A 24,216-nucleotide genomic window follows, 5' to 3' on the forward strand; every position below is an offset into this window, starting at 1 on the left:
TCAGGTCGGGTCAGGTCAGTCGACGGAGATCGTGATCTTGCCGGAGGCGTGGCCGGTCTGGCTGAGGGCGAAGGCGGCGGGGAGGTCCTCCAGCGGGAAGGTCGCCGCGACGGGGACGGTCAGCGCCCCGCCGTCGGCCAGGCGGCCCAGTTCCGCGAGGTCGCTGCCGCTGGGGCGGACCCACATCCACTGGCCGCCCGCGCCGAGCACGGAGGGGTCGGCGATGGAGGCGTGCCGGCCGCCTTTGCGGAGCACGGCCCGGGTGGTCTCCAGGGCGCCGCCGACGAAGTCCGCGACGACCGTGACCCCCTCCGGCACGAGGTCCCGGACCCGGTCGGCGAGGCCGTCCCCGTACTCGACCGGCTCGGCGCCCAGCGTCCTGACCTTGTCGTGGTTGCGGGCGGAGGCGGTGCCGATGACCCGGGCCCCGAGGGAACGGGCGATCTGGACGCCCATCGAGCCGACGCCGCCGGCCGCGCCGTGCACCAGCACCACGTCGTCGGAGAAGGTGCCCAGCCGGGTCAGGAGCTGGTAGGCGGTCAGGCCGGCCAGCGGCAGCCCCGCGGCCTGGTCCCAGTCCAGCGAGGCCGGGCGCGGTGCGAGCGCCCGGACGGGCACCGTGACGTACTCGGCGAAGGTGCCGCCGTGCACCCAGTCCTTGCGGGCGTAGGCGATGACCTCGTCGCCGACCGAGAATTCGGGGGTGTCGATGCCGACGGCCTCGACGGTCCCGGCCACGTCCCAGCCGGGGACGACGGGGAACACGACCTCCATCAGCCCGGCGAGCCCGCCGGCCATGATCTTCCAGTCGACCGGGTTGACGGCGGCCCGGCGCACTCGGACGAGGAGCTCTCCCGGACCGTACTTGGGGCACGGCAGCCAGGTCTCGGCGAGGACCTCCGGCCCGCCGTAGGCCTCGTACGCCATCGCCCGCATCTTGGTGTTCTCGGACATGTGCCGGCCCTTCGCTCCCGCGGCCCGCCCCACCACCCTTTATGGCACCACGGACATCGGGTTCCGGCCAGACCTGTTTTTCGGGGGCGGCCCTCAGGTCCCCGCCAGCAGCAGGCCTCCCATGGCGAGCATGGTGGCGGCCACCAGGCCGTCCAGGACCCGCCAGGCCCGGGGCGTGGACAGCAGGCCGCGCAGCAGCCGGGCGCCGTAGCCGAGGCCCGTGAACCAGGTGAGGCTGGCCAGGGCGGCGCCGATGCCGAAGGCCCAGCGCAGGTCGCCGCGGTCGGTGGCCAGGGAGCCGACGAGGAGCACGGTGTCGAGGTAGACGTGCGGGTTGAGCCAGGTCATGGCCAGGCAGGTGAGGACGGCGGCGCGGGCGGAGCCGGCGGCCTTGCCGTCGGCGGAGAGGGCGGCGCCGGGGTCGGGGCGCAGCACCCGGCGGGCGGCGAGGACTCCGTAGCCGACGAGGAAGAGGCCGCCGGCGATGCCGACGGCGGTGATGGCGGCCGGCCAGGCGGTGACCACGGCCCCGACGCCGGCGACGCCGAGGGCGATGAGCAGGGCGTCGGAGAGGGCGCAGATGGCGACGACGGCGAAGACGGCGTGCCGGCGGACGCCCTGGCGCAGGACGAAGGCGTTCTGGGCGCCGATGGCGACGATGAGGGAGAGTCCGGTGCCGAATCCGGCGAGGGCCGCGGTGAGGGTTGCGCTGGTCATGGCTCCGACGGTACGCACGCGACGATCATGCGTACAGCTAAAGATTCTTACGTATCCTTAGCAGAACTTTCGCTAGTCTCGTACGCGTGATGGACGAGCTGCCCCTGGAACACGTACGGACCCTGCTCGCGGTGGTGGACGAGGGCACCTTCGACGCGGCGGCGGCCGTGCTGCACGTGACGCCCTCGGCGGTGAGCCAGCGGGTGAAGGCCCTGGAGCAGCGCACCGGGCGGGTCCTGCTGATGCGCACCAAGCCGGTGCGGCCGACCGAGTCGGGGCAGGTGGTGGTGCGGTTCGCGCGGCAGCTGGCCCGGCTGGAGCGGGACACCCGGACCGAGCTGGGCATCGGGGACGGGCAGGGGCCGGCTCGGCTGCCGATCGCGGTGAACGCCGATGCGCTGGCCACCTGGTTCCTGCCGGCGCTGACCCGGGTGCCGCAGGATCCGCCGGTCTGCGTGGAGCTCCACCGGGAGGACGAGAGCCGCACCACGATGCTGTTGCGGGAGGGGCAGGTGATGGCGGCGGTCACCTCGTCCCCCGACCCGGTGGCGGGCTGTTCGGTACGCCGGCTCGGCCTGGCCCGCTATCTGCCGGTGGCCTCGCCCGCCTTCGCCGAGCGGTATCTGGGCGGTCCGCTGGAGCGGGACCTGCCGCAGGCCCCGGTGATCGTCTTCGACCGGAGCGACGACCTGCAGGACGCGTTCACCCGCAGGCTGACGGACGGGCGCACGGGTGCCGGACCGGTACGCCACCACGTGCCGGCCTCGGAGGGCTTCCGGGACGCGGTGGCCGCCGGGCTGGGCTGGGGGCTGGTCCCGGAGCCGCAGGCGCTGCCCCTGCTGGGGTCCGGCGCGCTGGTGGAACTGGCGCCGGACCGTCCGCTGGACGTGGCCCTCTACTGGCAGCAGTGGAAGCTGCACTCCCCCGCGCTGTCCGCGGTCGCCGGGGCGGTGGCCGCGGAAGCGGCGGAGGCGCTGCGGTCAGCGCCCTGACTGCCAGCTGTAGAACTGGCGGGCCATGGCGTCCTTCGGGCTCCGCCAGGTCTGCGGGTCGTAGGGCCTGACGTAGGCGGAGAGCTGTTCGCTGATGTCCTGGAACAGCGGGTGCTTCGAGGCCTTGGCGACCTCGGGGCCCGGCGGGTGCGGGGTTTCGAACAGGTGCAGGTAGACGTCGCCGAACTGGAACAGGCTGCGGCGGGTGACGCCGACGATGTGCGGCAGTTCGCCGGCGTCGGACTCGGCGAACACCCGGGCGATGTCCTCCGCCGAGTCCGGCTGCATCCGGGCGATGATGAGGGCTTGGTGCATCGTGCGGCCTCCTCAGACTCGCGCTTCGATCTTTTCCCGGATGAGTTCCATCTGGATCTTCGAGTTGTGGTTGATGCGGTCGGTCATCCCCGCGTCGTCGAGGGGGGCTCCGGGCTTCATGGCGAACTCCTGCCGCCAGCGCATCTTCGTGCCGCCGGGCACCGGGGTGTACTCCCAGTGGATGTTCATGAACTCGAACGGTCCGGTCTCCACCCGGCGGGCCTTGACCTGGAGTTCGTCGCGGAAGACGGTGCGCTCGGAGACCCAGCTCCACACCACCCCGTTCTCGTCGGGGTGCATGGCCAGGCGGAACCGCGTCGTGTCGCCCTCCTCCGCGAGGATCTCGATGGAGGCGTACTCGCTGAACAGCTCGGGCCAGGTGGGGAGGTCGTTGGTGACGTCCCAGACCAGGTCGAGGGGTGCGGCGATCTTGATCTCGTTGTCGGTGCTGCCGGGCATGCTCAGGCTCCCGTCATCAGGCAGTCGTTGACCAGGTCCAGGAAGGCCCGGGGGGTCTTGCAGTGCTCCACCTCGATGGGGAGCGGGTGGCCGTGGCGCTTCTCCAGCTCGGCGACGATGCCGAGCAGGCCGAGCGAGTCGAGGCCGTAGTCGGCGAACTCGGCGTCGGGCCGGCCGGCCAGGACCGCGGGCTCGACGGAGACGCCCGCGCTGCGCTTCATCAGCGCGCTGAGTTCTTCGACGGTGAGTCGTTCGGACATGGTGCTTGCTCCTTCAGGGGGAGGGGCGGACGGGGGTGCGCAGGACGAGGGCCGAGTTGGACCCCATCAGGCCGCGGCTGAGGACCAGGGCGGTCCGGAGCGGGGCGGTCTGCGCGGTGCCGGTGACCAGGTTGAGGTCGTGGCAGACGTCGAAGACGTTCGGTGTGGGCGGTACCAGGCCGTGTTCCAGGGCCAGTGCGGCGGCGGCCACGTCGAGGGCGGCGCTGCCGCAGTAGGCGCGGCCGGTGCCCGTCTTGGGGGCGGTCACCGGCACGGTGCGGCCGTGCGCGGTGCCGAGGGCGTCGGTGATCGCGAGGGCCTCGGCGCGGTCGGCCTCGGGGACGCCGAGGGCGTCGGCGAAGACCACGTCGATCTCCTCGGCGGCGCAGCCGGCCTGCCGGAGCGCTCCGGTGATCGCCCGGGCCAGTCCCTCCCGGGACCGCTGCCACTGTCCGGCGCCGGTGAAGGTGGCCGCGTGGCCGGCGATTTCGGCGCGGACCGGGGCGCCCCGGGCGGTGGCCCGTTCCAGGTCCTCCACGATGAGGACGGCGCCGCCCTCGGCGGGGGCGAACCCGCAGGCGGAGGCGGTGAACGGGCGGTAGGCGCGCTCCGGGTCGGGGTGGGTGCTCAGTTCGGGGTAGCCGAGCTGGCAGACCATCGAGTACGGGGCGAGGGGGGCCTCGGCGGAACCGACCAGCACGGCGTCGGTGCCGCGCCGGATCGTACGGGCGGCCTGGGCGAAGGCGTCGAGGCCGCCGGGCTCGTCGCTGGCCACCACCTGGCAGGGGCCGCGGAAGCCGCCGCGGATGGAGATCTGGCCGCTGGTGGCGGCGTAGAACCAGGCGATGGACTGGTAGGGGCCGACGTACTTCGGACCCTGGCCCCACAGCTGCTGGAGCTCGCGCTGGCCGAACTCGCCGCCGCCGGACCCGGCGGCGGTGATCACGCCGATGGAGAAGGAGTCGTCCTCGTAGTCGGCGCGGCCGAGCAGGGCCTGTTCCATGGCCATGTCGGCGGCGGCCAGCGAGAAGTGGGTGAAGCGGTCGGTCTGCACCAGGTAGCGCTCTTCGACCAGGCCGTGCGGGTCGAAGTCCCTGACCTCTCCGGCCACCCGCAGGGGCAGGTGTTCGCAGCCCTTGCGGGTGATCCGGTCGAGTACGCAGGTTCCGGCCTGGGTGGCCTTCCAGAAGGCGTTCATGCCCACGCCGTTGGGGGCGACGACGCCGATGCCGGTGATGACCGCGGTGCGGCCGGGGGTGGTCCCCGCGGCCGGGGGCTCCGGTTCCGGGCTCATGCCGTCCTCACCTTCGTCCGGGTTTCGGGGGGCTTCGACATGACGACCGCGGACTGGAACCCGCCGAAGCCGCTGCCCACCGACAGGACGGTGTTCAGCTTCCGCTCGCGGGCGGTCACCGGGACGTAGTCGAGGTCGCACTCCTCGTCGGGGTGCTCGTAGTTGGCGGTCGGCGGCACCACCTGGTGGGTGAGCGCCAGCACGCAGGCCACCAGTTCGATGGCGCCGATGGCGCCCAGGGAGTGGCCGACCATGGACTTGATGGAGCTCATCGGGGTCCGGTAGGCGTGCGGGCCCAGGACCCGCTTGACGGCGGCGGTCTCGTGCCGGTCGTTCTGCTTGGTGCCGGAGCCGTGCGCGTTGACGTAGTCCACCTCGGTGGGGGCGAGGCCGGCGTGGTCGAGCGCGGTGGAGATGGCGCGCGCCATCTCGATGCCCTCCTTGGTGAGCCCGGTCATGTGGTGGGCGTTGCCGAAGGTGGCGTAGCCGCCGATCACGCAGTGCACGGTGGCGCCGCGGGCCCGGGCGTGCTCCAGTTCCTCCAGCACCAGGACGGCGCTGCCCTCGCCGAGGACGAAGCCGTCCCGGCGGGCGTCGAACGGCCGGGAGGCGTGCTCCGGGTCGTCGTTGTTCGCCGAGGTCGCCTTGATGGCGTCGAAGCAGGCCACGGTGATGGGCGAGATCGGCGAGTCGGAGGCGCCCGCCACGCACACGTCCATCAGGCCCTCCTCGATGGAGTGGCAGGCGTAGCCGATGGCATCGAGGCCGGAGGTGCAGCCCGTGGAGACCGTCTGCACCGGGCCGCGGGCGCCGACGTCCTCGGCGACCGTGGCCGCGAGGGTGGCCGGTGTGAAGGCCCGGTGCAGGTCGGGGCGGGCGGGGTGGTGGTCCACGTCCCACCAGGCACCCTTGCCGCTGACGAGGGTGTAGTCGGACTCCAGGCGGGTGGTTCCGCCGACCGCGCTGCCCAGGGAGACACCGGTGCGCCACGGGTCGGCCGCGGCGAGGTCCAGCCCGCTGTCGCGGACCGCCTCCCGCGCGGCGACCAGGGCGAACTGGATGTACCGGTCGCAGCGCGCGACCGTGCCGGCGTCCAGGCCGTGTGCGGCGGGGTCGAAGTCCACCTCGGCGGCGATCCGGGACCGGAACCCGGCGGGGTCGAACAGGGTGATGCCGCGCGTCGCCGTACGGCCGTGGGACAGCAGGTCCCAGAAGGCCGGGGCGCCGATCCCGCCGGGGGCGACCACGCCGATGCCGGTGACGGCCACCCGCCGGGTCACGACACTGCCTCGGACGGGGCCGGGGCCGGGGTGTGGGACGGTGCCGGGTGACCGGCTCCCGCCGGGTTGGTCTCGGTGTCGACGTGGCCCAGCTCGGGGCGGGGGGCCAGCGGGCCGAGGTGGAAGACCATGCGGGCCTCCTCGGATCCGGTGTTGCGGAACCGGTGGCGGACGTTCATCGGGACGAGCAGGCCCTGATCGGGGCGCATCTCGTGGGTGACGCCGTCCAGGTCGACCTCGACGCGGCCGGCCACCAGGAACACGAACTCCTCGGAGTACGGGTGGTAGTGCTCGGCGATCCACTCGCCCGGCTCCATCAGCGCGAGGCCCATGAACCCGCTGGTCGCGCCGCATGAGGTGGGGGTGAGAACGGCGCGGATGTCACCGCCCCGCCTGCGGTTGGGCTGAGTCTCGCTGAGGTCCACGATGCGTGGGGCGTGCGTGGTCATGACTGCGTTCCTCCTGGCGGGGGCGGGCTGGGGCGTGGTTTACGGGTCGGGGGGCGGGGCCGGGTCGGCGGCGGGGTCCGGGTCGGGGGCCGGGTCGGGGGGTCCGGGCCGGCGGCGGGTCAGGAGTCCCGGGCGGACCGGTCGGTGACCAGGCGCATGCCGGAGCGGACGAGCAGGTGTGCGGGCTGCTGCGCGGTGGCCGGGGGCCGGTACGCCGTGCCGTCGAGCAGCCGGTCGAGCACCGCGCTCTTGCGGGGCCCCCGGATGCCGAGGATCGCGACGGGGTCCTCGCCGAGCGGGCCGCGTACGTCGATCAGGCGTACGACGATGTCGTCGCGCTGGAAGACGGTGCTGCTGACCACCGGTCCGGTGGTGTCGCCGGCCGCGGCCTCGGCCTGCCGGGCGAGGAACTTGGCCAGCAGCGTGCCCCGTCCGGGCTTGGCCCGGTAGTAGATCGCGTGCCGCTCCACCTCCTCGGGGCGGCACCGGGCGGCGTCGCCGTGCGCGGCCACGTGGTGCACGGCCGGCATGGCGGCCCGGGTGAAGAACACCCGCGCCGATTCCGGGTCGTCGAGGTCGCGGTCCACTTCCAGGTACGGGTTGATGGCCTCCTCGACGGCCCGGACCTCGGGCTGCCGGGCGACGTGCCGCAGGGCCTTGGTGAGGTCGCCCTTGACCTCGACCGTCCGCACGACCCGGTTGCCGTGCATGAACAGCGTGGTGCGGCACAGCCGGGTGGTGTCGTCGACCTTCGCGGACGGCGGGTCGTACTCGGCGAGGAGCTTGGCGACGGCCTCCTCGCTGCCGGGGCGCACCGTGAAGGTCAGCGCGTGCCGCACCAGGTCGTCGCCGAGCCGCGCTGACTGCTGGACGGCACCGCCGGTCACCCTCTCGCCGGTCTCCCGCAGCACGTTGAAGCGCATCGAGGAGGTGGTGCGGATGCAGGCGCTCAGCGGCCGGATCTGCTCGATGTGCGCCTCGCTGTTGACCCAGTCGAGGAACTGCGGGGCGCTCGCCCACTCGCTGGTGATGAGCCATTGGGAGGGATTCTCGAACGACTGGCACAGCTGGTCGTTGAGGTGGCCCGGGGTAGCGGCAACATGGTGGCGGATCTGCTCGTAGGCCTCCAGGAACCGGTTCTGGGCGCCGTCGTGCAGGTCGACCAGCATGACGACCCGGAGCCGGGACCCGTCGAAGGCCGACTGCGAGACGCGATCCGGCAGGGTGATGGTCATCTTGCACGCTCCCTTGTGGTGACAACGGCCGCGCTCCGCGCGGGCCTTGTGTCCTTGCGCTGTCGGGGTCGGTGGCAGCGGCGCGGGCGTCCGGCCCGCTGATCCGGTGGCAGGCCGGCCCTCGTGCGGGCACGGGCGCTGCTCCTCCTCTAGACAGATCGTTGCCGCAGCCTCCAGAGAACGCGACACATGCAGATCAAACGGATGAACGGCGGCCGTATCGGGCCGGTCAGCGGGCAGCCAACGGGCATAGAAAGCTGCGTCATCCCCCGCGGGAAGGAGCCGAGCAGGCCATGGAAGAGAAATACGACGTCGAGGTGCCGGTACTGGTGGTGGGCGGCTCCCTGGTGGGACTGTCCGCCTCGCTGTTCCTGAGCCGGCACGGGGTCGCGCACATGCTGGTCGAGAAGCACGCCGGCGTGTCCCCCCACCCACGCGGCCGCGGCATCAACGCCCGGACGATGGAGCTGTTCCGGGTGGCCGGCGCGGAACCGCGCATCCGCCGGGCGGCAGCGGTGCTGGAGGAGAACAAGGGGCTGATCCAGGCCACCTCGCTGACCGGTGGCGACCACCGCTGGCTGGTGGAGAACACCGACCCGGGCGGCGCGCTGGCCAGGTTCAGCCCCACCCGGTGGTGCCTGTGCAGCCAGAACAACATCGAGCCGGTGCTGGCCGAACTCAGCCGTGAGGCCGGCTCGGACGTGCGCTTCTCCACCGAGCTGATCTCCTTCGACCAGGACCCCGAGGGCATCAGCGCCGTGGTCAAGGACCGCGACACCGGCGCCCACATCCGGGTGCGCGCGCAGTACCTGGTCGCCGCGGACGGCCCGCGCAGCCCGGTCCGGGAACAGCTGGGCATCCGGCAGACCGGCAACGGGGACCTGTTCCACAACGTGAGCGTGACCTTCCGCTCCCGTCGGCTGCCCGAGGTGCTGGGCGACCTCCGGTTCATCGTCTGCTACCTGATCAAGCCGGGCGCGGACGGGGCGCTGCTGCCGGTGGACAACGCCGAGAACTGGGTGTTCCACGCCCCGTGGCACCCCGAGGTCGGCGAGACCATGGAGGACTTCACCGACGAACGGTGCGCGGACCACATCCGCCGCGCCATCGGGGTGCCCGACCTGGACGTGGAGATCGGCGGGAAGGCGGCGTGGCACGCCGCCGAACGGGTGGCGGACCAGTACGCGGCGGGCCGCGTGTTCCTCGTCGGCGACGCCGTGCACGAGATGTCGCCGACCGGCGCGTTCGGCTCCAACACCGGTATCCAGGACGCCCACAACCTGGCCTGGAAGCTCGCGGCCGTGCTGGCGGGCGAGGCCGGGCCGGGCCTGCTGGACACCTACGGGGAGGAACGGCGACCGGTGGCCCTGGCCACCAGTGAGCGGGCCTCGGCGCGTTCCGTCGAGCACGACCACCCCGGCTACTCGCCGCTGCCCGGCGCGCCCGGAGTACCCGGCGGGCCGAGCGCCAAGGCCGGCAAGGACAGCCGGATGCTGCCGACCGCGATGGCGTACTGCTACCCGCGGGGCGCGCTGATCGGCGGCGACCCCGAGCGCGAGATCATCCCGCCCGGGATGCTGCTCGACGGCTCCCCGGGCACCCGGGCCCCGCACCTGTGGCTGGACGGGCCGGACGGCCGGATGTCCTCCCTGGACCTCTACGAGCGCTCGTTCACCCTGCTGTGCTCGCCGGGCACGCCCTGGCGGGCGGCGGCGGAGCGGGTGGCCGGACGGATGTCCCTGCGGCTGGCGGGACGCGTCCTGGGCGAGGGTCCGGACGCGGAGTTCCGCACCCAGGACGGGGCGGACTGGGCGGACGTACACGGCGTGCGGGCCGACGGGGCGGTGCTCGTGCGGCCCGACGGGTACGTGGCGTGGCGGTCCGAGGGGCCGGTGGCGGACCCCGAGGCCGAGCTGTCCTCCGTGCTGCAGCGGGTGCTGCGGCGCGGCTGACCGGCGGGACGCTCCCTCCGCGCGGTGGTGCGGGCCCGCGCCGTGACGGGCGGGCCCCCACCGTGCCGGAGGGTGAGCGCGGCCGCCGGCCGCGGTGGGGCCTGCCGCGGTCAGCGGCAGGCCCAGCACCCGGACCAGCAGGCCGCATGCGCGACGCCCGGCCGCCGGGCTGAACGGCGGCCGGGCGTCGCGGGGTGCTGCTCGGCGTGCAGGGCGAGGGCGCGGCGTCCGGCCACGCAGGCGGTCAGCACGGCGGTTATCGCGGCGAGTTCCTCGGGCTCGGCGTGGCCGCGTTCTATCCGCAGCAGGGCGGTGCTCGGAAGGTTGGTCTGCATCGGCTCGGCTCCTCGTACGGAGTGCCGGTCGGGCCCTGCCCGACGGCGGGACAGCCCCAAGCCCCCCTCCCGCGGCGTACGCGGCCGGTCCGGTCGCGGACGCCGGGTGGCGTACCGACGACGCTACGGGTGCGTGCCCGGCGTGTCGTGCCGGAACTCCCCCCACGGGCGCCTCCGTTCGTGTCACCGCCGGTACGCCGCACGGGCCGTGCGGCCGGGCGGTCCGGGGGGCGCTGGTCCGGACGGGTGAGGCGGAGGGTTCACCGCGGCGGGTGACGGCGGCGGGTGAACGCGGGGTGCGAAGGCGGCGTGCGAAGGGTGTACGCGGGGGGCGCACGAAGGCGGCGTGGCCGGAGCGGTATCGCCGTTCGGCGGCTGCCGGGAGCGCCAGGTGACATACGCGGTCCACGGCCGGCGCCCCGCCCGGCGGGTTGCTCGATGCTGGCCGGCATGGACTATGCAGAGGCGGAGAAGGAAGCCGCGCGGAATCGGCCCGCGGCGCAGAACTGGAAGGCGCTGTACCGGCATTTCCGGCCGCACCGGTGGACGGTCGCGCTGGGCGCGCTGTTCTCGCTGATCGGTGCGGCGAGCGGGCTGGCGCAGCCCCTCGCCGCGAAGGCGCTGGTGGACCGGTTGGGCCGCGGGGACTCGGTGGCAGGCCTCCTGGTGCTGCTCACGGCCCTGGTGGTGTTGGCCACGGTGATCGACGCGCTCGGCGCGTACGTGCTGGAACGGACCGGCGAGTCCGTGGTGCTGGCGGCGCGGCGCGGTCTGGTGCAGCGTCTGATGCGGCTGAGGCTGCCGGAAGTGGAGCGCTCCAAGCCCGGCGACCTGATGTCCCGGGTGACCTCCGACACCACACTGCTGCGCGCCGTGACCACGAAGTCGGTGGTGTCCGCGGCGACCGGCGGCATCACCTTCCTCGCGACGGTGGCCCTGATGGCGGCGATGGACCTGGTGCTGCTCGGGGTCACCCTCGGGGTGATCGTGCTGGTCGGCGGGGCCACCGGCGTGGTGTACCCGAAGATCGCGAAGTCCTCCGAGCGGGCCCAGGAGGCCGTCGGCGAGATCTCGACCGTGCTGGAGCGGGCCTTCGGCGCCTACCGGACCATCAAGGCCTCAGGTGCAGAGGCCCGGGAGACGGCGCGGGTGGAGGCGGCGGCCGAGGAGGCCTGGCGGCACGGGGTGACCTCCGCCAAGTGGCAGGCGGTCGCCGGGCCTTCGATCGGCCTGTCGGTGCAGGTGTCGTTCCTGGCGGTGCTGGGGATCGGCGGTGCCCGGGTGGCCTCGGGGACGATCTCGGTGTCCACCCTGGTCGCCTTCCTGCTCTTCCTCTTCTACCTGATCGACCCCATCTCGAAGCTGGCGGACGCCGCCTCGCAGTACCAGGTGGGTTCGGCCGCCCTGGCGCGGATCACCGAGGCCGAGGAGCTGGAGACGGAGCCGGTCGGCGGGCCGTCGCCGCGGCTGCCGGAGGCGGAACCGCGCGTCCCGGCCACGGTGTCCTTCCGGGACGTGCACTTCGGGTACGGGCCGGACCTGCCGCCCGTGCACCACGGGGTGAGCTTCGAGGTGCCGGGCGCGGGCATGACCGCCTTCGTCGGCCCGTCCGGTGCCGGCAAGACCACGGTCTTCGGGCTGATCGAGCGGTTCTACGAGGCGACCGGCGGGCGGGTGCTCGTCGACGGCCGGGACGTGCGGGACTGGCCGCTGGCCGAGCTGCGCGCCACCATCGGCTACGTGGAGCAGGACGCCCCGGTGCTCGCGGGCACCCTGCGCGAGAACCTCCTGCTGGGTGCGCCGCACGCCACCGAGGAGGAGATCGCCGGCGTGCTGCGGCGGTCCCGGCTGGAGGGCCTGGTCGGCCGGCTGCCGCAGGGGCTGGACACCCAGGTCGGGCACCGCGGGTCCACCCTGTCGGGCGGTGAGCGGCAGCGGGTGGCGATCGCCCGGGCGCTGCTGCGCAAGCCCAGGCTGCTGCTGCTGGACGAGGCCACCTCGCAGCTGGACGCGGTCAACGAGCTCGCGCTGCGGGACGTGGTGGCGGAGGCCGCCCGGGACACCACCGTGCTGGTGGTGGCGCACCGGCTGTCCACGGTGACGCTGGCCGACCGGATCGTGGTCATGGAGGCCGGGCGGGTGCGGGCCACCGGAACCCACGAGGAGCTGGTGGCGGGCGACCCGCTGTACGGGGAGCTGGCCGCGACCCAGTTCCTGGCCGCGGCCGAGGCGCAGCCGGCGGGCCTTTCCGCGTGACGGCACCGTCCGGGGCCGGAACCCGTGCCACGGGTCCGGCCCCGGCCGTGCGGGCGCCGTGGGGCGGGCCGCACCGGCCGGGTCGGGACGTCAGGAAGTCAGGACGGCAGGCAGCCAGGAAGTCAGGACGCGGCAAGCCGCGAAGTCCGGGTGCGGGGCGGGCCGTCAGGACGCGGCGGTCCGGGCCGGCCAGGCATTGCGCCAGGGCACGTAGTAGGGGTTGTCCCGGCACTGCTCCATGATCTCGGTCTTGGTGGTCTTGTCGACGGGACAGACACCGACGATGAACTTCCGGTCGACCCCGCCGGGAAAGGCCACCTCCACCTGCGAGGCCCACTTGTGGGTGTCGCCGATGGTGGCGTTGACGTCCACCCCGCCCGGGGCGTCCACGTAGTAGTTCCAGCCGCTCTTCCACCAGGTCTTGTACAGGTCGTGGTCGTACGAGGTGGAGACGTACGGGGAGGGCTGGTTGACCAGGACGTACTGCTCCAGGTCGTACTGGCCGTTCACGGTGTCGCGGGGGTGGAAGCCCTGCTCGAAGACGATCTCCGGCGGGCGGCCGTCGGAACGGTAGAGCTGCTTGCAGTTGGTCCGCCAGGACGGGGCCGGAGTGATCCTGGCCAGGTCGACCGAGGTGTCGGCGGCGGCGAACAGGCGGTCCTCGACGACGGGGCAGGAGTTGGCGGGGGCGGCGGCCGCGACGGGGGCGGTGCGGACCGTCCCGGCCCGGACGGCGTCCGGCAGGGCCGCGGGGTCGGCGGCCTCGGACCGGGCGGACGGCAGCAGGGCCGCGGTCAGGGCGGCGGCGATGACGACGGCACGGCGTCGCAGGGCATGGGTGATCATGAAGACACCCTGCCGGTGCGGCACCCCGCGGCCGGGGACAGTCACCCGAACGTGAGCGTGTCACGAACTCCGGCCGTCTTGGCGGTACTTGTACGGCTTAGGCCACCACCCCGGCCGCGCCGGGCCGGTCCTCGCCAGGCGGCCCAGGCCGCCTCTTACGGATCTTGCCTGACCCGCGCCGGCCGGCAGGATCCGAAAGAGCCGACCTAGAGCACGCGCGCGGTGAACAGCAGGTACTCCCAGTCCATGGCCCCGTCGCGCATGAAACGCTCCGCGAGGGCGTCGAGTTCACGGTCGAGGGAGGACAGCTTCGCGGGGTCCTCCGCATTGAACTCGTACACGGCGATGGTGGGGCCGTAGCAGTTCTTGAAGAACTCGCGGAACTCCCCCGGCCGGCCGAACCGGTCCACCCGCACCGTCCGGGTGCGGGCCTCCACGTCGGTGACCCGGTCGCCGAACAGCGCCCGGACGTGCGCCTCCTCGCCCCAGAGCGGGGGCGGCTGCGCCCCGGGCGGCGGCGGGGGCGCGAACGGCTTCATGGCCGCGAACATCTGGCCGATGAACCCCTGGGGGGTCCAGTTGACCAGGCCGATCCTGCCGCCGGTGCGGCAGACCCGGACCAGTTCGTCGGCGCTGGCCTGGTGGTGCGGGGCGAACATCACGCCCACGCAGGACATGACGGCGTCGAAGTCGCCGTCGGCATAGGGCAACGCCTCGGCGTCCCCCTCCTCCCACTCCAGCTCCAGGCCCTGTTCCCGGGCGAGCTGGCGGCCGACGTCGAGCAGTTCGGGGGTGAGGTCGGAGGCGACGACATGGGCTCCGGCCCTCGCCGCGGGGATGGCCGCGTTGCCGGAGCCGGCCGCGACGTCGAGCACCCGCTGGCCGCTGGTGACCCCGCAGGCGCGGGTCAGCACCTCGCCCAGTTCGGGGATCAGCCGGGACGCCACTGCGGGATAGTCGCCCAGGGCCCACATCTGCCGGTGCTTGGTCTTCAGAGCGCGGTCCGCAGCGGCCGCGTCGCTCGCCTCGGTCATGCTTCCGAGCATGCACCGGCGGGCCTGCCCCCGCGCGCCCAGGACGGCTCGCGGGTGAACCTCGCGGGCGGCGGGTCAGCCCTGAGCGTTTTGTTCGGGTGTGCTCCATTCGCGGTCGAGGATCGCGTGCACCACCGAGTCCCGCCAGACCCCGCCCTTGTGGACGTGCTCGCGGATCCGGCCCTCCTCGACCAGGCCGGCCCGGGCCATGGTCCGGGCCGATGCCACGTTCAGCGGGGACCTCGCGCCCCAGATGCGGTGCAGGCCGAGCTCTTCGAAGCCGAGCGCGAGCAGCAGCCGTACGGTCTCCAGGCCGTAGCCCCGCCCCCAGGTGTCGGGGCGGAGCGCGAAGCCGAGGGTGGCGGCCCGGGTCTGGTGCGGGTCGGCGGCGAGCCGGCCGAAGCCGACCAGTGGCCCGCCGGAGCGTTCCACGACGGCGAGGGCGTACTCGGTACGGGGGACGGCCCCGGCGGAGGCGACGGACCGGGCGACGATCCCCTCGACCTCGGCCCGGGTGCGCGGCTCGAAGGACAGGTGCTCGGTCGCCTCCGGACTGCCGTAGACCGCCAGTACGGCGTCCACGTCGGCGGGACCGAGCTCGCGCAGCTCCAGGCGCGTACCGTGGCGGTGGACCGGGTGCATGGCCCGGAACTCTACCCGCGGGCCGGGCCGGGCGGGGCGGGATCGGCGGCTTCGGCGCCGGCCATCGGCTTCTGGAACCAGGCCACGTCCCAGAACTTCCCGAACTTCCGCCCGACCTGCTCGAACCGGCCGACGGGCCGGAACCCGAAGCGTTCGTGGAGCCGCTGTGACGCCTCGTTGGGCACGGTGATCCCGGCGAGCGCCAGATGGACGTCCTCCCGCTCCAGTACCTCGAAGAGCGCGGTGTACAGCAGGCTGCCGATGCCGCGTCCGGTGTGCTCGGGCGCCACATAGGCGCTGATCTCCACGGAGGTCGCGTAGGCCTGCTTCGGGCGGAACGCACTGCTGGTCGCGTAGCCGAGGAGCTTGCCGCCCTCCTCGGCCACCAGGAGCCGGTGCGGGCCGTGGGCGGGATGGGCCGCCAGCCACGGCCGGCGCTGGTCCACGGTGAACGGCTCGGTGTCGAAGGTGATCGGCGTCCGGGTGACGTAGTGGTTGTAGATGCGGGTCAGTTCCGCGAGGTCGTCCTCGGTGCCGGGGCGGATGTGCCTCACGGAGCCGGTCCCGTCCGCGTTCGCGTTCGCGTTCCCGTTCGCGTTCGCGTTCGCCTGCGTGCTCATCGGGCCCACGCTACGGGCCGCGCGTTACACCGGTGTTTCGCTCGGGGGGAGGGCCTGCCGCCGACCTCAGGAAAGGCGGCACGCTCCGCGGGAAGGGAGGGCTTCGAGTACGGACGGGGTGCGGTGGCCGGCCCGGCGGGAGGCCTCGGTGACGGCGTCGACGACCGCGCGGGCCTGGCGGTCGCGGATCAGGACGATCACCGAACCCCCGAATCCGCCGCCGGTCATCCGCGCGCCGAGCGCGCCCGCGGCCACGGCGGTGTCCACCACCAGGTCGGTCTCGGCACAGGAGATCCGGTAGTCCTCGCGCAGGGAGGTGTGGCCGGCGGTGAGCAGCGGGCCGAGGCCTTCGGTGTCCTCGGCCTCCAGGTGGGCGACGGCCCGGGTGACCCGTTCGTTCTCGGTGACCACGTGGCGGACCAGCGGGGCGAGTTCGGCGGGCAGGCCGGCCAGTGCCCCGTCCAGGTCGGCGGGGGCCAGGTCGCGGAGTGCGGGCAGGCCGAGCAGGGCGGCCGCGCGTTCGCACCCGGCGCGCAGGGCGGCGTACGCGCCGTCGCCGAGGTCGTGCTTGACCCGGGTGTCGAGGACCAGCAGTCTCAGGCCGTCCGCGGCGAGCCCGAAGGGGATCCGCCGGTGGTCCAGGGTGCGGCAGTCCAGGAGCAGGGCGGTGGCCTCGGCGCTGCAGACGGAGGCCATCTGGTCCATGATCCCGCACGGCACGCCGGCGAAGGCGTGTTCCGCCCGCTGGGCGGTCCGGGCCAGTTCGGGTCCGGGCAGGCCCAGCCCGTACAGGTCGTCGTACGCGAGGGCGACCGCGCACTCCAGGGCGGCGGAGGAGGACAGTCCGGCGCCGGTGGGGACGGTGCTGTCGATGTGCAGGTCGGCGCCGCCGCCCACGTCGTGACCGGCCCCGGCGAGGGCCCAGACCACCCCGGCCGGGTAGCGGGCCCAGCCGGTGGCGGCGCCGGGGGCGAGGCCGGCGAGCGGGAGTTCGGTGATCCGGCCGTCGCCCTGGGCGCTGTGCAGCCGCAGCAGGCCGTCGGTGCGGCGGCGGGCGGCTACCAGGGTGGCCTGGGGCAGCGCCATCGGCAGGCAGAAACCGTCGTTGTAGTCGGTGTGTTCGCCGATCAGGTTGACCCGGCCGGGGGCGGACCAGACCCCCTCCGGGGAGGTGCCGTAGAGCTGCCGGAACGCGGCTTCCATGATGTGGACCGGGCCGTTCACCGGACCTCCCGCAGGCGCCGGGCGGCCTCCTCGGGGGCCACGTCGTTGATGAAGGCCTCCATTCCGGATTCGGTGCCGGCCGGGTACTTGAGCTTGCCGGGGGCCCGCCGCACCGTGAACAGCTCCAGGTGCAGGGCGAGTTCCCCGCCGCCGCGGGCCGGCGCCTGGTGCCAGGCGGAGACGTACGGGGTGGGTTCGGGGAGGCCGAAGAGCCGGTCGAAGCGGCGCAGCAGGTCCAGGTAGAGGCCGGGGAACTCCTCGCGTTCCGCCTCGGTGAGCCGGGTCAGGTCGGGCACCCGGCGGTGCGGGTAGAGGTGTACCTCGTAGGGCCAGCGGGCGGCGTAGGGGACGAAGGCCGTCCAGTGCTCGCCTTCCGCGACCAGGCGTTCGCGGGCGGTGCGGGCACCGGAGAGGAGGTCCTCGAAGAGGTTGCGGCCGGTGGCGGAGCGGTGCGCGGCCGCGGCGGCGGTCATCTTGGCGGTGCGCGGGGTGGTGAAGGGGAGGGCGTAGATCTGGCCGTGCGGGTGCGGGAGGGTGACGCCGATCTCGGCCCCGCGGTTCTCGAAGCAGTACACCTGCTCGATGCCGGGGAGGGCGGACAGTTCGGCGGTGCGGTCGGTCCAGGCGTCCAGGACCAGCCGGGCCCGGGCCGGGGTGAGGTCGGCGAAGCCGGCGTCGTGCTCGGGGGTGAAGCAGACGACCTCGCAGCGTCCCGCTCCGCCGGCCAGGGAGGGGAATCGGTTCTCGAACACCGCGACCTCGTAGTCGGCGGCCGGGATCTCCCCGGCGCGGCCGTCCCGGGCGGGGCAGAGCGGGCACGCGTCGGCGGGCGGGAGGTGGGTGCGGGCCTGGCGGTGGGCCGCGATGGTGATCCAGTCGCCGGTCGCCTCGTCGCGGCGGAGCTCCGAGCGGCTCCCGACCGGGGTGAGCGGGCGCGGGTCGGGCACGTCGCGCACGGCGTCGCTCGCGTCGGCGTCGTAGTAGATCAGCTCACGACCGTCGGCGAGTTCGGTGATGCTCTTCTTCACCCGCCAAGAGTAAGCACGCGGGCCCTGCGCCGGGCCCTGAACCGGGGCCCGGACCGGGCCCGGCGCGGGGGCGGGCGGGGCGGCCGGGGTCAGTGCGCGACGTGGAACTCGTTCCCGGCGGCATCGAGGAACTCGCCCGGTTCCCGGTCTCGACGGGTGACCTCCAGCCGCAGCCTGTTCCGCGCCGCCTTCGGCGCCGCGGGCGGCCCCATCACCAGCGAGACGGTGCTGGTGGGCCGACGTCGGAGCCGGAAGCCCCAGTCGTGGGACTCGACCGCCTGCCAGTCGGCCTGGGACGGCCAGAAGGCCTGCTGCGCGTGGCGGTCCTCCGCGGAGACGTCGAGGCAGATCGCGACGAGGCCGGAGTCGGCGAGCACGCCGGGGTGGCCGGGACGCAGCACGCAGAACTCGTTGCCCTCCGGGTCGGCCAGCACGTCCCACGGGACGTCGCCCTGGCCGATGTCGACCCGCGTCGCGCCGAGCGCGAGCAGGCGCGCCACCTCGGCCTCCCAGTCCGGCCCCCCGGCCAGGTCGAGGTGGAGCCGGTTCTTGTGCGCCTTCGGCTCCTCGGTCGGCACGAACCGCAGCTGCAGGCCGCCCGTCCGGCCCTGCGTCGCGTCCCGCCAGAAGCGGTCCATGCGTGCGACGTCCAGCGCGTCCATCACGATCCCGGTCAGCATGCCGTTCCCCCCAAACCGTCGAACCCGTCGGCGGCTGATCGAAGCCGCCGCTGCCGGCGCGCCGTCCGGGAGCGGGCGGCGGCAGCGGGCCACCCGCTCCCCCGGTCCTCCCGCCCCACCGAACAAGATCGGCACGCACACCGGACACCCTGCCGACCAGGATCTGCGAACACAAGACCTGCGACTCGCCCCGATCAGGCACGGACGGTCAGGCACGGCGGGTCAGGCACGGCGGGTCAGGCACGGCCGATCCGGAACGGCCGGTCACGAACGGCCGGTCAGGCCGTGTCCGGATTCGGCGCGGGAGGGGCGGTGGGGTGGCGCCGGTGGTCCTTCAGTTCGACGCGGGCCTCGGTCCGGTGGGCGCGCTCGATGTAGTCGCGGACCACGGCCTCCACCGCGTCCTGCGGCGAGCCCACACCCGCGAGCACCATCACCTCCACCACCAGTTCGGCGTCCAGGCTGATGCTGACCTTGGCCATCGTGCCCCCTTCTGCGCGTCCGTTCCCGACCGGACTGTAGTCGGCGCCGCCCGTGTTAATGGGTGGATCCGGCCCCCCGCCGATCCCTACAGTGACGCGCACATCGTCATCCGAACGGACAGGTCAGCAGGTCATCATGCGTACGCACTATCCACGGACGCCACACCTGCCCTGGTCGCCGGGAGCCTCCTCGGACGACGTCCGGGCCGGGGACCTGTCCGGGTTCGCCGGACGCGAGGTCGTGGTCACCGAGAAGCTCGACGGGGAGAACACCACCCTCTACCGGGACGGGCTCCACGCCCGTTCGCCGGACTCCGGGCACCATCCCTCGCGGGCCTGGGTCAAGGGCCTGCAGGGCCGGATCGGCGACCGCATCCCGGCCGGGTGGCGGGTGTGCGGGGAGAACATGTACGCCCGGCACTCCCTCGCCTACGGAGAACTCGACAGCTGGTTCTACGGGTTCTCGGTGTGGGACGGCGCCGGACGCTGCCTCGGCTGGGACGCCACCGTCCGCTTCCTGCGGGCGCTCGGCGTGCCGTCGCCGCGGGTGCTCTGGCGCGGCGTCTTCGACGAACGGGCGCTGCGCAGGCTCCGGTTGGACACGGGCCGGCAGGAGGGGTACGTCGTCCGGACCGTCGAGGGCTTCGGACAGGAGGAGTTCGGGCGGCGGGTGGCCAAGTGGGTGCGGACCGGGCACGTGCAGACGGACACGCACTGGATGCACGCCGCCGTGGTCGAGAACGGGCTGGGGGCCGCGGCCCCGCTGTGGGCCGTCCGGTCCGGCGCCGAACCCGACCCGGCCGCGCTGCTCACGGCGGTGGGCCGGACCGGCCCGGAGGCGGGCCCGTCGGGCCGTTCGCACGGCGGTGCCCGCCCGCCGGCGCACGAGGCGGTCGTACGGGATGCCGCCGGCCGGCTCGATCTGCTCGGGCGGACCGGGGACGACCGGCTGGCCGGCGTACTGGCCGCCGCGCTGCACGACCGGCCGCGGGGCACCCTGGTGTCCGCGCTGGCCGGGCCGCTCGGCCTGCCCCTGGCCCGCCGGGTCGCCGACCTGGTGGGGCTGTACCCGCTCCTGTGGCGCCCGTTCGCCGACGAGGAACGCCGGAGCGGGCTGCTGCGGCTGTCCGCCGCCGCCGACCTCGGTGTGCTGCACGCGGTGTCCGGCGCCGTACTGGCCGGGACTCCGCAGCAGGATGCCGGGGCGGCCGAAGCGCGCGAGTGCCTGGACTGGTCGGCCCTGTACGCGGAGGACGAGGGGCTGCTGGACGGACCGCCGCTGGAACCGCTGCGGTCCGGGCTCCGCGAGGCCCTGGCGGATCTGGCGCGCCGGAACCCCGACGCGGCCGACCGGTGCTGGGCCGAGGCCCGGGACGCGTACGCCCGGGGCGGGGTGCGGACCGCAGACGAGGCGGTGGCGGCGACCTGGCGGTGGCGGGAGGGGGCCTTCCCCCGGCTGGTGCAGCTGGTCGGCCCCTCGGGCAGCGGCAAGAGCACGGTGGCGCGCAGCCTGCCGGGCGTCGACACGTACGTGTCCCTGGACGACCTGCGCTCGGCCCGCGGTGACCGCGCCGACCAGCGGGCCAACGGGGAGGTACTGCGGGCCGGCCTGGACCGGCTGGACAGCGCCCTGGCCCGCGGGGGCACAGTGGTGTGGGACGCCACCTCGCTGACCGAGCAGCAGCGCGGCCTGGTCCTCGGGGTGGCGCGGCGCCGGGACGCCCTGGTCACCCAGGTCGTGACGGTGGTGGACGAGCAGGAACTGGTGCGGCGCAACCGCGTCCGGCCGCATCCGGTGCCGCCGGAGGTGCTGGCGGGGCAGCTGCGCCGGTTCAGTCCGCCGTATCCGGGCCGGGCCCACCGGATCCGGTACGCCGGCCCGGACGGCCGGATCGAGGACCGGGCCGGCGGCCTGGCCGACCCGGCCGGCCCGGGGGCGGCCGACGAGGACACGGGGCACGAGCGGGGCGTGAGGAACTGATGCGTACCAGCGAGCAGATCTACCACCAGGTGCGCTGGGACCCGCGCTTCGACCCGGCACGGTTCGTGCTGGGCCTGCACCAGCGCGGTGCGCCGCCCAAGCGGGTGCCGCTGCCCTCGTTCGTGCCGGGCGGCGACATCCCCTGGCACCGGGTGCTGTTCGTGGAGGCGGACGGTCAGCTGGTCTGGGACCGGGCCAGCGGCCTGGACGTCGTGGGCCGGTCGGACGCCGGGCGGGTACGCGAGCCGCTGCGGCTGCCCGCGCCCTTCTTCACGGCGCGGACCCCGCACGCCTGGGACCCGGCGTCCCGGCAGTGGGCCCCGGCGCCGGCGGCCCGCACCTCGTCCGCCACCTCACTGCGGGTGCTGACCTGGAACACCCTGTGGGACCGGTACGACGCCGACCGGATCGACACCGCGCTGCGCCGGCCCCGCCTGCTGGCCGCCCTGGCCGCGGCCGACGCGGACGTCATCGCCCTGCAGGAGGTGGAACCGGCCCTGCTGGAGATGCTGTTGGCCGCGGACTGGGTCCGCGCCGGATACACCCTCGGCACCCACCCGGCCGGGGCGGACGTGGCCGACAGCGGGGTGGTGCTGCTCAGCAGGCTCCCGGTGAAGGAGGCCGGAGGGCATCTGCTGGGCCGGCACAAGGCCGTCGCCGCGATCGCGGTGGAGACCGGCGCCGGGCCGGTGGTGGTGGCCGCCGCCCACCTCAGCAGCGACCACTCGGAGGACGGGGCGGGACGGCGGGCCGCCGAACTGGCCCGGCTGGCCGAGGGCCTGGGTGCGGTCGAGGGGGAACTCGTCCTCCTCGGCGACTTCAACGACGGGCGGGAGGGCCCCGAGGGTCCCGCCGGCCGGCTCGGGCTGCGGGACGCCTGGACGGAGACGCACGGTCCGGCCGACACCACGGCGACCTTCGACCCGCGGGTGAACCCGCTCGCCGCGGTGTCCTCGCTGACCGGGCGGGCCGGCCGGCTGGACCGGATCCTGCTGCGGGGGGCCGCTCGGGTGGCGGGCGCGGGGCTGCTCGGCGAGGTGCCGGGCCCGGACGGGTTGTTCGTCTCGGACCACTACGGGGTGCGGGCGGACCTGACGCTCGGCGGGGCGGTCACCGCCCCCGGTGCCGAGGCGGGGGGACGGGAGGCCCCGGAGGTCCTGGACGTGCCGGGGACGGCCCGCACGGCGCTGGCCTGGCTGCCGCCCGCCGACCTGTGGCCCGCGGTCCAGGAGCTGCGGCGGGCGTACGACCCGCAGGTCGACCGCTGGCCGCCGCACGTCAACCTGCTCTTCGGCTTCGTACCGGAAGCGGAGTTCGACCGGGCGGTGCCGCTGGTGGCAGGGGCGGCCGCGACCACGGCCCCGTTCCCGGTGCGCTGGGCCGGGGTGCACACCTTCGGGCACCGCGAGGACGCCACGGTGTGGCTCGACCCCGCGGGCGCCGGCGAGGCCCCCTGGCAGGAACTCCGGGCGGCCCTGGCGGCCCGGTTCCCCCGCTGCCGGGGCGGGGCCGAGGGCTTCACCCCGCACCTGTCCCTGGGCCGTACGCCGGACTGGCAGCGGGTCGGTGCCACGTGCGGGGAAGCCCTCGCCGGGCTGCCCCCGACCCGGGCCGGGGAGCTCGTCCTGCTGTCGCGGCGCGGAACGGAGCCGATGCGCGTCCGCGCCACGGTCTCGCTCGGCACGGGCGCGGTCCGCTGGGCGCCGGAGGCCGACCCGGGCGCGGTCGGCCCGGAGCCGGGCGGGGCCTTGCCCGACGGCGCGGGGGCCGGGGCACCGGGCAGGTCCGTGATGCCCCCGGCAGATGGCCCCGGGCCGGCGGAAACCCTGCTCGTGGACACCGTGACGGCGCGCGTCGCGGCGGCGTTCGGCGACGGAACCGTGCGGGTGGCCGGGTCGCGGCGGATGGGGTGCTCGCTGCCCGGCGCGGACCTGGACCTGGTGGCGGCGGTGCCCGGTGCGGCGGACAGCGCCCTGGCGGAGGAGCGGCTCGCCGCCGCGCTGCCGGAGGCGGACCGGCTGCGACGGGTGCGGGGCGCCCGGGTCCCGGGCGTGCGCTTCGCCGTGGGCGGGCTGGCCGTCGACCTGGTGCTGGTCGGCACCGGTTCGCTGGACCCGGCGCACGCGGTGGCGGACCGGGCGCAGCTGGGCGAGGCGGCGGCGGTCGCCCTGAGCGCGCTCCCGGACGCGGACGCCGTCCGCGCGGCGGTGGCCGGCCGGGCACCCGCCTTCGAGCAGCTGGCCCGCCGGGTCAAGGCCTGGGCACGGGTACGCGGCCTGGACTCCGCCCCGCACGGCGGCCTCCCGGGGCTCGCCTGGTCGGTCCTGGCGGCCCGTACGGTCCTGGAGGCCGGCCCGGAGATGGCGGGCGAGGGACTGCTGCGGGAGTTCTTCGCGGGCTGGGCCGCCTGGGACTGGCGGCGCCCGGTCACCCTCACCGGCGCACCCGCGGCACCGAGGGCAGCGGACGCGGACGCATCCGCAGACGCATCCGCAGACGCGCCGATGACGGTGCTCACCCCCACCGCCCCGGTCCGCAGCTGCACCACCCAGGTGGGCACCGGCTTCCGGGACCTGCTGGTGCAGGAGCTCTACCAGGCCTGGGAGGCGCTGGAGGGCGGCAACCCCGGCGAGCTCTCGGCCCCTCCCCCGCTGCACCGGCGGCACGCCGCCTGGGCGGTGGTGGGCGTACGGGCGTACAGCCCCGCGGAGTTCGACGAACTGCTGGGGCGCGTCCGGGGACGCACGCGGGCCCTGCTGACCGCCCTGGAGGCAGCGGGCGTGCCGGACGCGCACGCCTGGCCCCGCCCGTACCGGAGCGGCCCCGTCTCGGCCCGCTTCGCGATCGGCCTCGGCCACGATCCGCCCACGGAGGCCGGCCTCGCCGCGCTCGCCGGGACGTGGTGCCGCGATCTGCGCGGCGTGGAGATCACCCGCCTCGGCGGCGGCGACCTCCCCTCGCTGCCGTAGCGGCGGCCGCCGTGCCGCGCCGCCATAGGGGCGTCGGCCTCCGCCACCGCGGGAGTGCCGGCCGTTGCCCCGGCCGCGTGGCAGGCGCGCCGGCCCCTCGCCGCCGGCCGCGCGGGTACCGCCCGCTGCCACGGCCGTGGGGCGGGCGCACCGGCCCCCTCGCCGCCGGCCGTTGCCACGGCCGTGGGGGCAGGACGGCCGGACTCAGCCCG

At 74.6% G+C, this 24,216-nt stretch carries 23 protein-coding genes; 5 read left to right on the forward strand and 18 right to left on the reverse strand.

Translation table 11 applies throughout. The features are described 5' to 3' along the window. Nucleotides 1-15: 15 nt before the first annotated feature. Nucleotides 16-936 carry an NADP-dependent oxidoreductase gene (locus AC067U_RS26810; RefSeq protein ID WP_478832416.1) on the reverse strand — a complete coding sequence of 307 codons (921 nt, stop codon included), beginning with the start codon at nucleotides 934-936 and terminating at the stop codon, nucleotides 16-18. Nucleotides 937-1,047: 111 nt separating this feature from the next. Continuing rightward, nucleotides 1,048-1,671 carry a LysE/ArgO family amino acid transporter gene (locus AC067U_RS26815; protein WP_478832328.1) on the reverse strand — a complete coding sequence of 208 codons (624 nt, stop codon included), beginning with the start codon at nucleotides 1,669-1,671 and terminating at the stop codon, nucleotides 1,048-1,050. An 89-nt stretch (nucleotides 1,672-1,760) separates the two neighbouring features. On the opposite strand from AC067U_RS26815, the gene AC067U_RS26820 reads away from it, so the two are divergent. After that, complete coding sequence (locus AC067U_RS26820; RefSeq protein ID WP_478832329.1) at nucleotides 1,761-2,663, forward strand: LysR family transcriptional regulator ArgP; 903 nt, start codon at nucleotides 1,761-1,763, stop codon at nucleotides 2,661-2,663. On the opposite strand, the gene AC067U_RS26825 is transcribed toward AC067U_RS26820, so the two are convergent. From AC067U_RS26825 to AC067U_RS26855, 7 genes are all read right to left on the reverse strand, one after another. After that, nucleotides 2,652-2,978: a TcmI family type II polyketide cyclase gene (locus AC067U_RS26825; RefSeq protein ID WP_478832330.1), complete on the reverse strand. Its 327-nt coding sequence runs from the start codon at nucleotides 2,976-2,978 to the stop codon at nucleotides 2,652-2,654. The two genes, AC067U_RS26820 and AC067U_RS26825, sit on opposite strands and share 12 nt — an antisense overlap. Before the next feature lie 12 nt (nucleotides 2,979-2,990). Continuing rightward, nucleotides 2,991-3,437: an SRPBCC family protein gene (locus AC067U_RS26830; protein ID WP_478832331.1), complete on the reverse strand. Its 447-nt coding sequence runs from the start codon at nucleotides 3,435-3,437 to the stop codon at nucleotides 2,991-2,993. A gap of 2 nt (nucleotides 3,438-3,439) precedes the next feature. Then, nucleotides 3,440-3,697: an acyl carrier protein gene (locus AC067U_RS26835; protein ID WP_478832332.1), complete on the reverse strand. Its 258-nt coding sequence runs from the start codon at nucleotides 3,695-3,697 to the stop codon at nucleotides 3,440-3,442. A gap of 13 nt (nucleotides 3,698-3,710) precedes the next feature. Further along, a complete protein-coding gene (locus tag AC067U_RS26840; protein WP_478832333.1) occupies nucleotides 3,711-4,991 on the reverse strand; it encodes a beta-ketoacyl synthase N-terminal-like domain-containing protein in 1,281 nt (426 codons plus the stop codon). Next, nucleotides 4,988-6,271, reverse strand: a complete 1,284-nt coding sequence (locus AC067U_RS26845) for a beta-ketoacyl-[acyl-carrier-protein] synthase family protein (protein ID WP_478832334.1) — start codon at nucleotides 6,269-6,271, stop codon at nucleotides 4,988-4,990. The genes AC067U_RS26840 and AC067U_RS26845 overlap by 4 nt, the downstream gene beginning before the upstream one ends. Continuing rightward, a complete protein-coding gene (locus AC067U_RS26850) occupies nucleotides 6,268-6,720 on the reverse strand; it encodes a cupin domain-containing protein (RefSeq protein WP_478832335.1) in 453 nt (150 codons plus the stop codon). Before AC067U_RS26850 ends, AC067U_RS26845 begins: the two co-directional genes overlap by 4 nt. Before the next feature lie 119 nt (nucleotides 6,721-6,839). Next, nucleotides 6,840-7,955 (reverse strand): SchA/CurD-like domain-containing protein, encoded by a 1,116-nt coding sequence (locus AC067U_RS26855; RefSeq protein ID WP_478832336.1) that lies wholly within the window; start codon nucleotides 7,953-7,955, stop codon nucleotides 6,840-6,842. Nucleotides 7,956-8,248: 293 nt separating this feature from the next. Between AC067U_RS26855 and AC067U_RS26860 the strand changes: the two genes are divergently transcribed. Next, nucleotides 8,249-9,907, forward strand: a complete 1,659-nt coding sequence (locus tag AC067U_RS26860; RefSeq protein WP_478832337.1) for an FAD-dependent oxidoreductase — start codon at nucleotides 8,249-8,251, stop codon at nucleotides 9,905-9,907. A 110-nt stretch (nucleotides 9,908-10,017) separates the two neighbouring features. On the opposite strand, the gene AC067U_RS26865 is transcribed toward AC067U_RS26860, so the two are convergent. After that, on the reverse strand, nucleotides 10,018-10,242 hold the full coding sequence (locus tag AC067U_RS26865; RefSeq protein ID WP_478832338.1) for an acyl-CoA carboxylase subunit epsilon: 225 nt from the start codon (nucleotides 10,240-10,242) through the stop codon (nucleotides 10,018-10,020). Between the two features lie 450 nt (nucleotides 10,243-10,692). Here AC067U_RS26865 and AC067U_RS26870 point away from each other — a divergent pair, with 450 nt between their 5' ends. Continuing rightward, entirely contained in the window at nucleotides 10,693-12,498 is a 1,806-nt protein-coding gene (locus tag AC067U_RS26870) for an ABC transporter ATP-binding protein (protein WP_478832339.1), read from the forward strand. 165 nt (nucleotides 12,499-12,663) lie between these two features. Here AC067U_RS26870 and AC067U_RS26875 read toward each other — a convergent pair whose 3' ends face one another. The 8 genes from AC067U_RS26875 to AC067U_RS26910 all read right to left on the reverse strand — a co-directional run bounded on the left by AC067U_RS26875 (nucleotide 12,664) and on the right by AC067U_RS26910 (nucleotide 19,054). Beyond that, nucleotides 12,664-13,344 carry an ADP-ribosyltransferase gene (locus AC067U_RS26875; RefSeq protein WP_478832340.1) on the reverse strand — a complete coding sequence of 227 codons (681 nt, stop codon included), beginning with the start codon at nucleotides 13,342-13,344 and terminating at the stop codon, nucleotides 12,664-12,666. Nucleotides 13,345-13,550: 206 nt separating this feature from the next. Beyond that, the gene (locus AC067U_RS26880; RefSeq protein ID WP_478832341.1) at nucleotides 13,551-14,378 is read right to left on the reverse strand and encodes a class I SAM-dependent methyltransferase; all 828 of its coding nucleotides are present in this window, start codon (nucleotides 14,376-14,378) and stop codon (nucleotides 13,551-13,553) included. A 75-nt stretch (nucleotides 14,379-14,453) separates the two neighbouring features. Beyond that, nucleotides 14,454-15,020 (reverse strand): GNAT family N-acetyltransferase, encoded by a 567-nt coding sequence (locus AC067U_RS26885; RefSeq protein ID WP_478832342.1) that lies wholly within the window; start codon nucleotides 15,018-15,020, stop codon nucleotides 14,454-14,456. An 11-nt stretch (nucleotides 15,021-15,031) separates the two neighbouring features. Further along, nucleotides 15,032-15,640, reverse strand: coding sequence for an N-acetyltransferase family protein (locus AC067U_RS26890; protein ID WP_478832343.1), 609 nt, complete (start codon nucleotides 15,638-15,640; stop codon nucleotides 15,032-15,034). A gap of 66 nt (nucleotides 15,641-15,706) precedes the next feature. Further along, nucleotides 15,707-16,843, reverse strand: a complete 1,137-nt coding sequence (gene galK, locus AC067U_RS26895; RefSeq protein WP_478832417.1) for a galactokinase — start codon at nucleotides 16,841-16,843, stop codon at nucleotides 15,707-15,709. A 17-nt stretch (nucleotides 16,844-16,860) separates the two neighbouring features. Beyond that, nucleotides 16,861-17,892 (reverse strand): galactose-1-phosphate uridylyltransferase, encoded by a 1,032-nt coding sequence (gene galT / locus AC067U_RS26900; RefSeq protein WP_478832344.1) that lies wholly within the window; start codon nucleotides 17,890-17,892, stop codon nucleotides 16,861-16,863. A gap of 89 nt (nucleotides 17,893-17,981) precedes the next feature. Further along, nucleotides 17,982-18,572, reverse strand: a complete 591-nt coding sequence (locus tag AC067U_RS26905; RefSeq protein ID WP_478832345.1) for a VOC family protein — start codon at nucleotides 18,570-18,572, stop codon at nucleotides 17,982-17,984. 278 nt (nucleotides 18,573-18,850) lie between these two features. After that, on the reverse strand, nucleotides 18,851-19,054 hold the full coding sequence (locus tag AC067U_RS26910) for a DUF2191 domain-containing protein (protein ID WP_478832346.1): 204 nt from the start codon (nucleotides 19,052-19,054) through the stop codon (nucleotides 18,851-18,853). A 136-nt stretch (nucleotides 19,055-19,190) separates the two neighbouring features. On the opposite strand from AC067U_RS26910, the gene AC067U_RS26915 reads away from it, so the two are divergent. Continuing rightward, nucleotides 19,191-21,035 (forward strand): RNA ligase family protein, encoded by a 1,845-nt coding sequence (locus AC067U_RS26915; RefSeq protein WP_478832347.1) that lies wholly within the window; start codon nucleotides 19,191-19,193, stop codon nucleotides 21,033-21,035. Next, entirely contained in the window at nucleotides 21,035-24,004 is a 2,970-nt protein-coding gene (locus tag AC067U_RS26920; RefSeq protein WP_478832348.1) for a poly(A) polymerase, read from the forward strand. Before AC067U_RS26915 ends, AC067U_RS26920 begins: the two co-directional genes overlap by 1 nt. The last annotated feature ends 212 nt before the right edge of the window (nucleotides 24,005-24,216 follow it).

This window comes from Streptomyces sp. NPDC043853, from assembly GCF_056436025.1.

Excerpts from the sequence above, each read along its gene's own strand:
- AC067U_RS26865 (WP_478832338.1), bottom strand. The coding sequence starts at position 10,242 with ATGCAGACCAACCTTCCGAGCACCGCCCTGCTGCGGATAGAACGCGGC.
- AC067U_RS26870 (WP_478832339.1), top strand. The coding sequence starts at position 10,693 with ATGGACTATGCAGAGGCGGAGAAGGAAGCCGCGCGGAATCGGCCCGCG.
- AC067U_RS26850 (WP_478832335.1), bottom strand. The coding sequence starts at position 6,720 with ATGACCACGCACGCCCCACGCATCGTGGACCTCAGCGAGACTCAGCCC.
- AC067U_RS26860 (WP_478832337.1), top strand. The coding sequence starts at position 8,249 with ATGGAAGAGAAATACGACGTCGAGGTGCCGGTACTGGTGGTGGGCGGC.
- AC067U_RS26905 (WP_478832345.1), bottom strand. The coding sequence starts at position 18,572 with ATGCTGACCGGGATCGTGATGGACGCGCTGGACGTCGCACGCATGGAC.
- AC067U_RS26840 (WP_478832333.1), bottom strand. The coding sequence starts at position 4,991 with ATGAGCCCGGAACCGGAGCCCCCGGCCGCGGGGACCACCCCCGGCCGC.
- AC067U_RS26875 (WP_478832340.1), bottom strand. The coding sequence starts at position 13,344 with ATGATCACCCATGCCCTGCGACGCCGTGCCGTCGTCATCGCCGCCGCC.
- AC067U_RS26835 (WP_478832332.1), bottom strand. The coding sequence starts at position 3,697 with ATGTCCGAACGACTCACCGTCGAAGAACTCAGCGCGCTGATGAAGCGC.
- AC067U_RS26920 (WP_478832348.1), top strand. The coding sequence starts at position 21,035 with ATGCGTACCAGCGAGCAGATCTACCACCAGGTGCGCTGGGACCCGCGC.
- AC067U_RS26855 (WP_478832336.1), bottom strand. The coding sequence starts at position 7,955 with ATGACCATCACCCTGCCGGATCGCGTCTCGCAGTCGGCCTTCGACGGG.
- galK (WP_478832417.1), bottom strand. The coding sequence starts at position 16,843 with ATGGAAGCCGCGTTCCGGCAGCTCTACGGCACCTCCCCGGAGGGGGTC.
- AC067U_RS26820 (WP_478832329.1), top strand. The coding sequence starts at position 1,761 with ATGGACGAGCTGCCCCTGGAACACGTACGGACCCTGCTCGCGGTGGTG.
- AC067U_RS26910 (WP_478832346.1), bottom strand. The coding sequence starts at position 19,054 with ATGGCCAAGGTCAGCATCAGCCTGGACGCCGAACTGGTGGTGGAGGTG.
- AC067U_RS26815 (WP_478832328.1), bottom strand. The coding sequence starts at position 1,671 with ATGACCAGCGCAACCCTCACCGCGGCCCTCGCCGGATTCGGCACCGGA.
- AC067U_RS26915 (WP_478832347.1), top strand. The coding sequence starts at position 19,191 with ATGCGTACGCACTATCCACGGACGCCACACCTGCCCTGGTCGCCGGGA.
- AC067U_RS26880 (WP_478832341.1), bottom strand. The coding sequence starts at position 14,378 with ATGACCGAGGCGAGCGACGCGGCCGCTGCGGACCGCGCTCTGAAGACC.
- AC067U_RS26890 (WP_478832343.1), bottom strand. The coding sequence starts at position 15,640 with ATGAGCACGCAGGCGAACGCGAACGCGAACGGGAACGCGAACGCGAAC.
- AC067U_RS26810 (WP_478832416.1), bottom strand. The coding sequence starts at position 936 with ATGCGGGCGATGGCGTACGAGGCCTACGGCGGGCCGGAGGTCCTCGCC.
- AC067U_RS26830 (WP_478832331.1), bottom strand. The coding sequence starts at position 3,437 with ATGCCCGGCAGCACCGACAACGAGATCAAGATCGCCGCACCCCTCGAC.
- AC067U_RS26885 (WP_478832342.1), bottom strand. The coding sequence starts at position 15,020 with ATGCACCCGGTCCACCGCCACGGTACGCGCCTGGAGCTGCGCGAGCTC.
- AC067U_RS26825 (WP_478832330.1), bottom strand. The coding sequence starts at position 2,978 with ATGCACCAAGCCCTCATCATCGCCCGGATGCAGCCGGACTCGGCGGAG.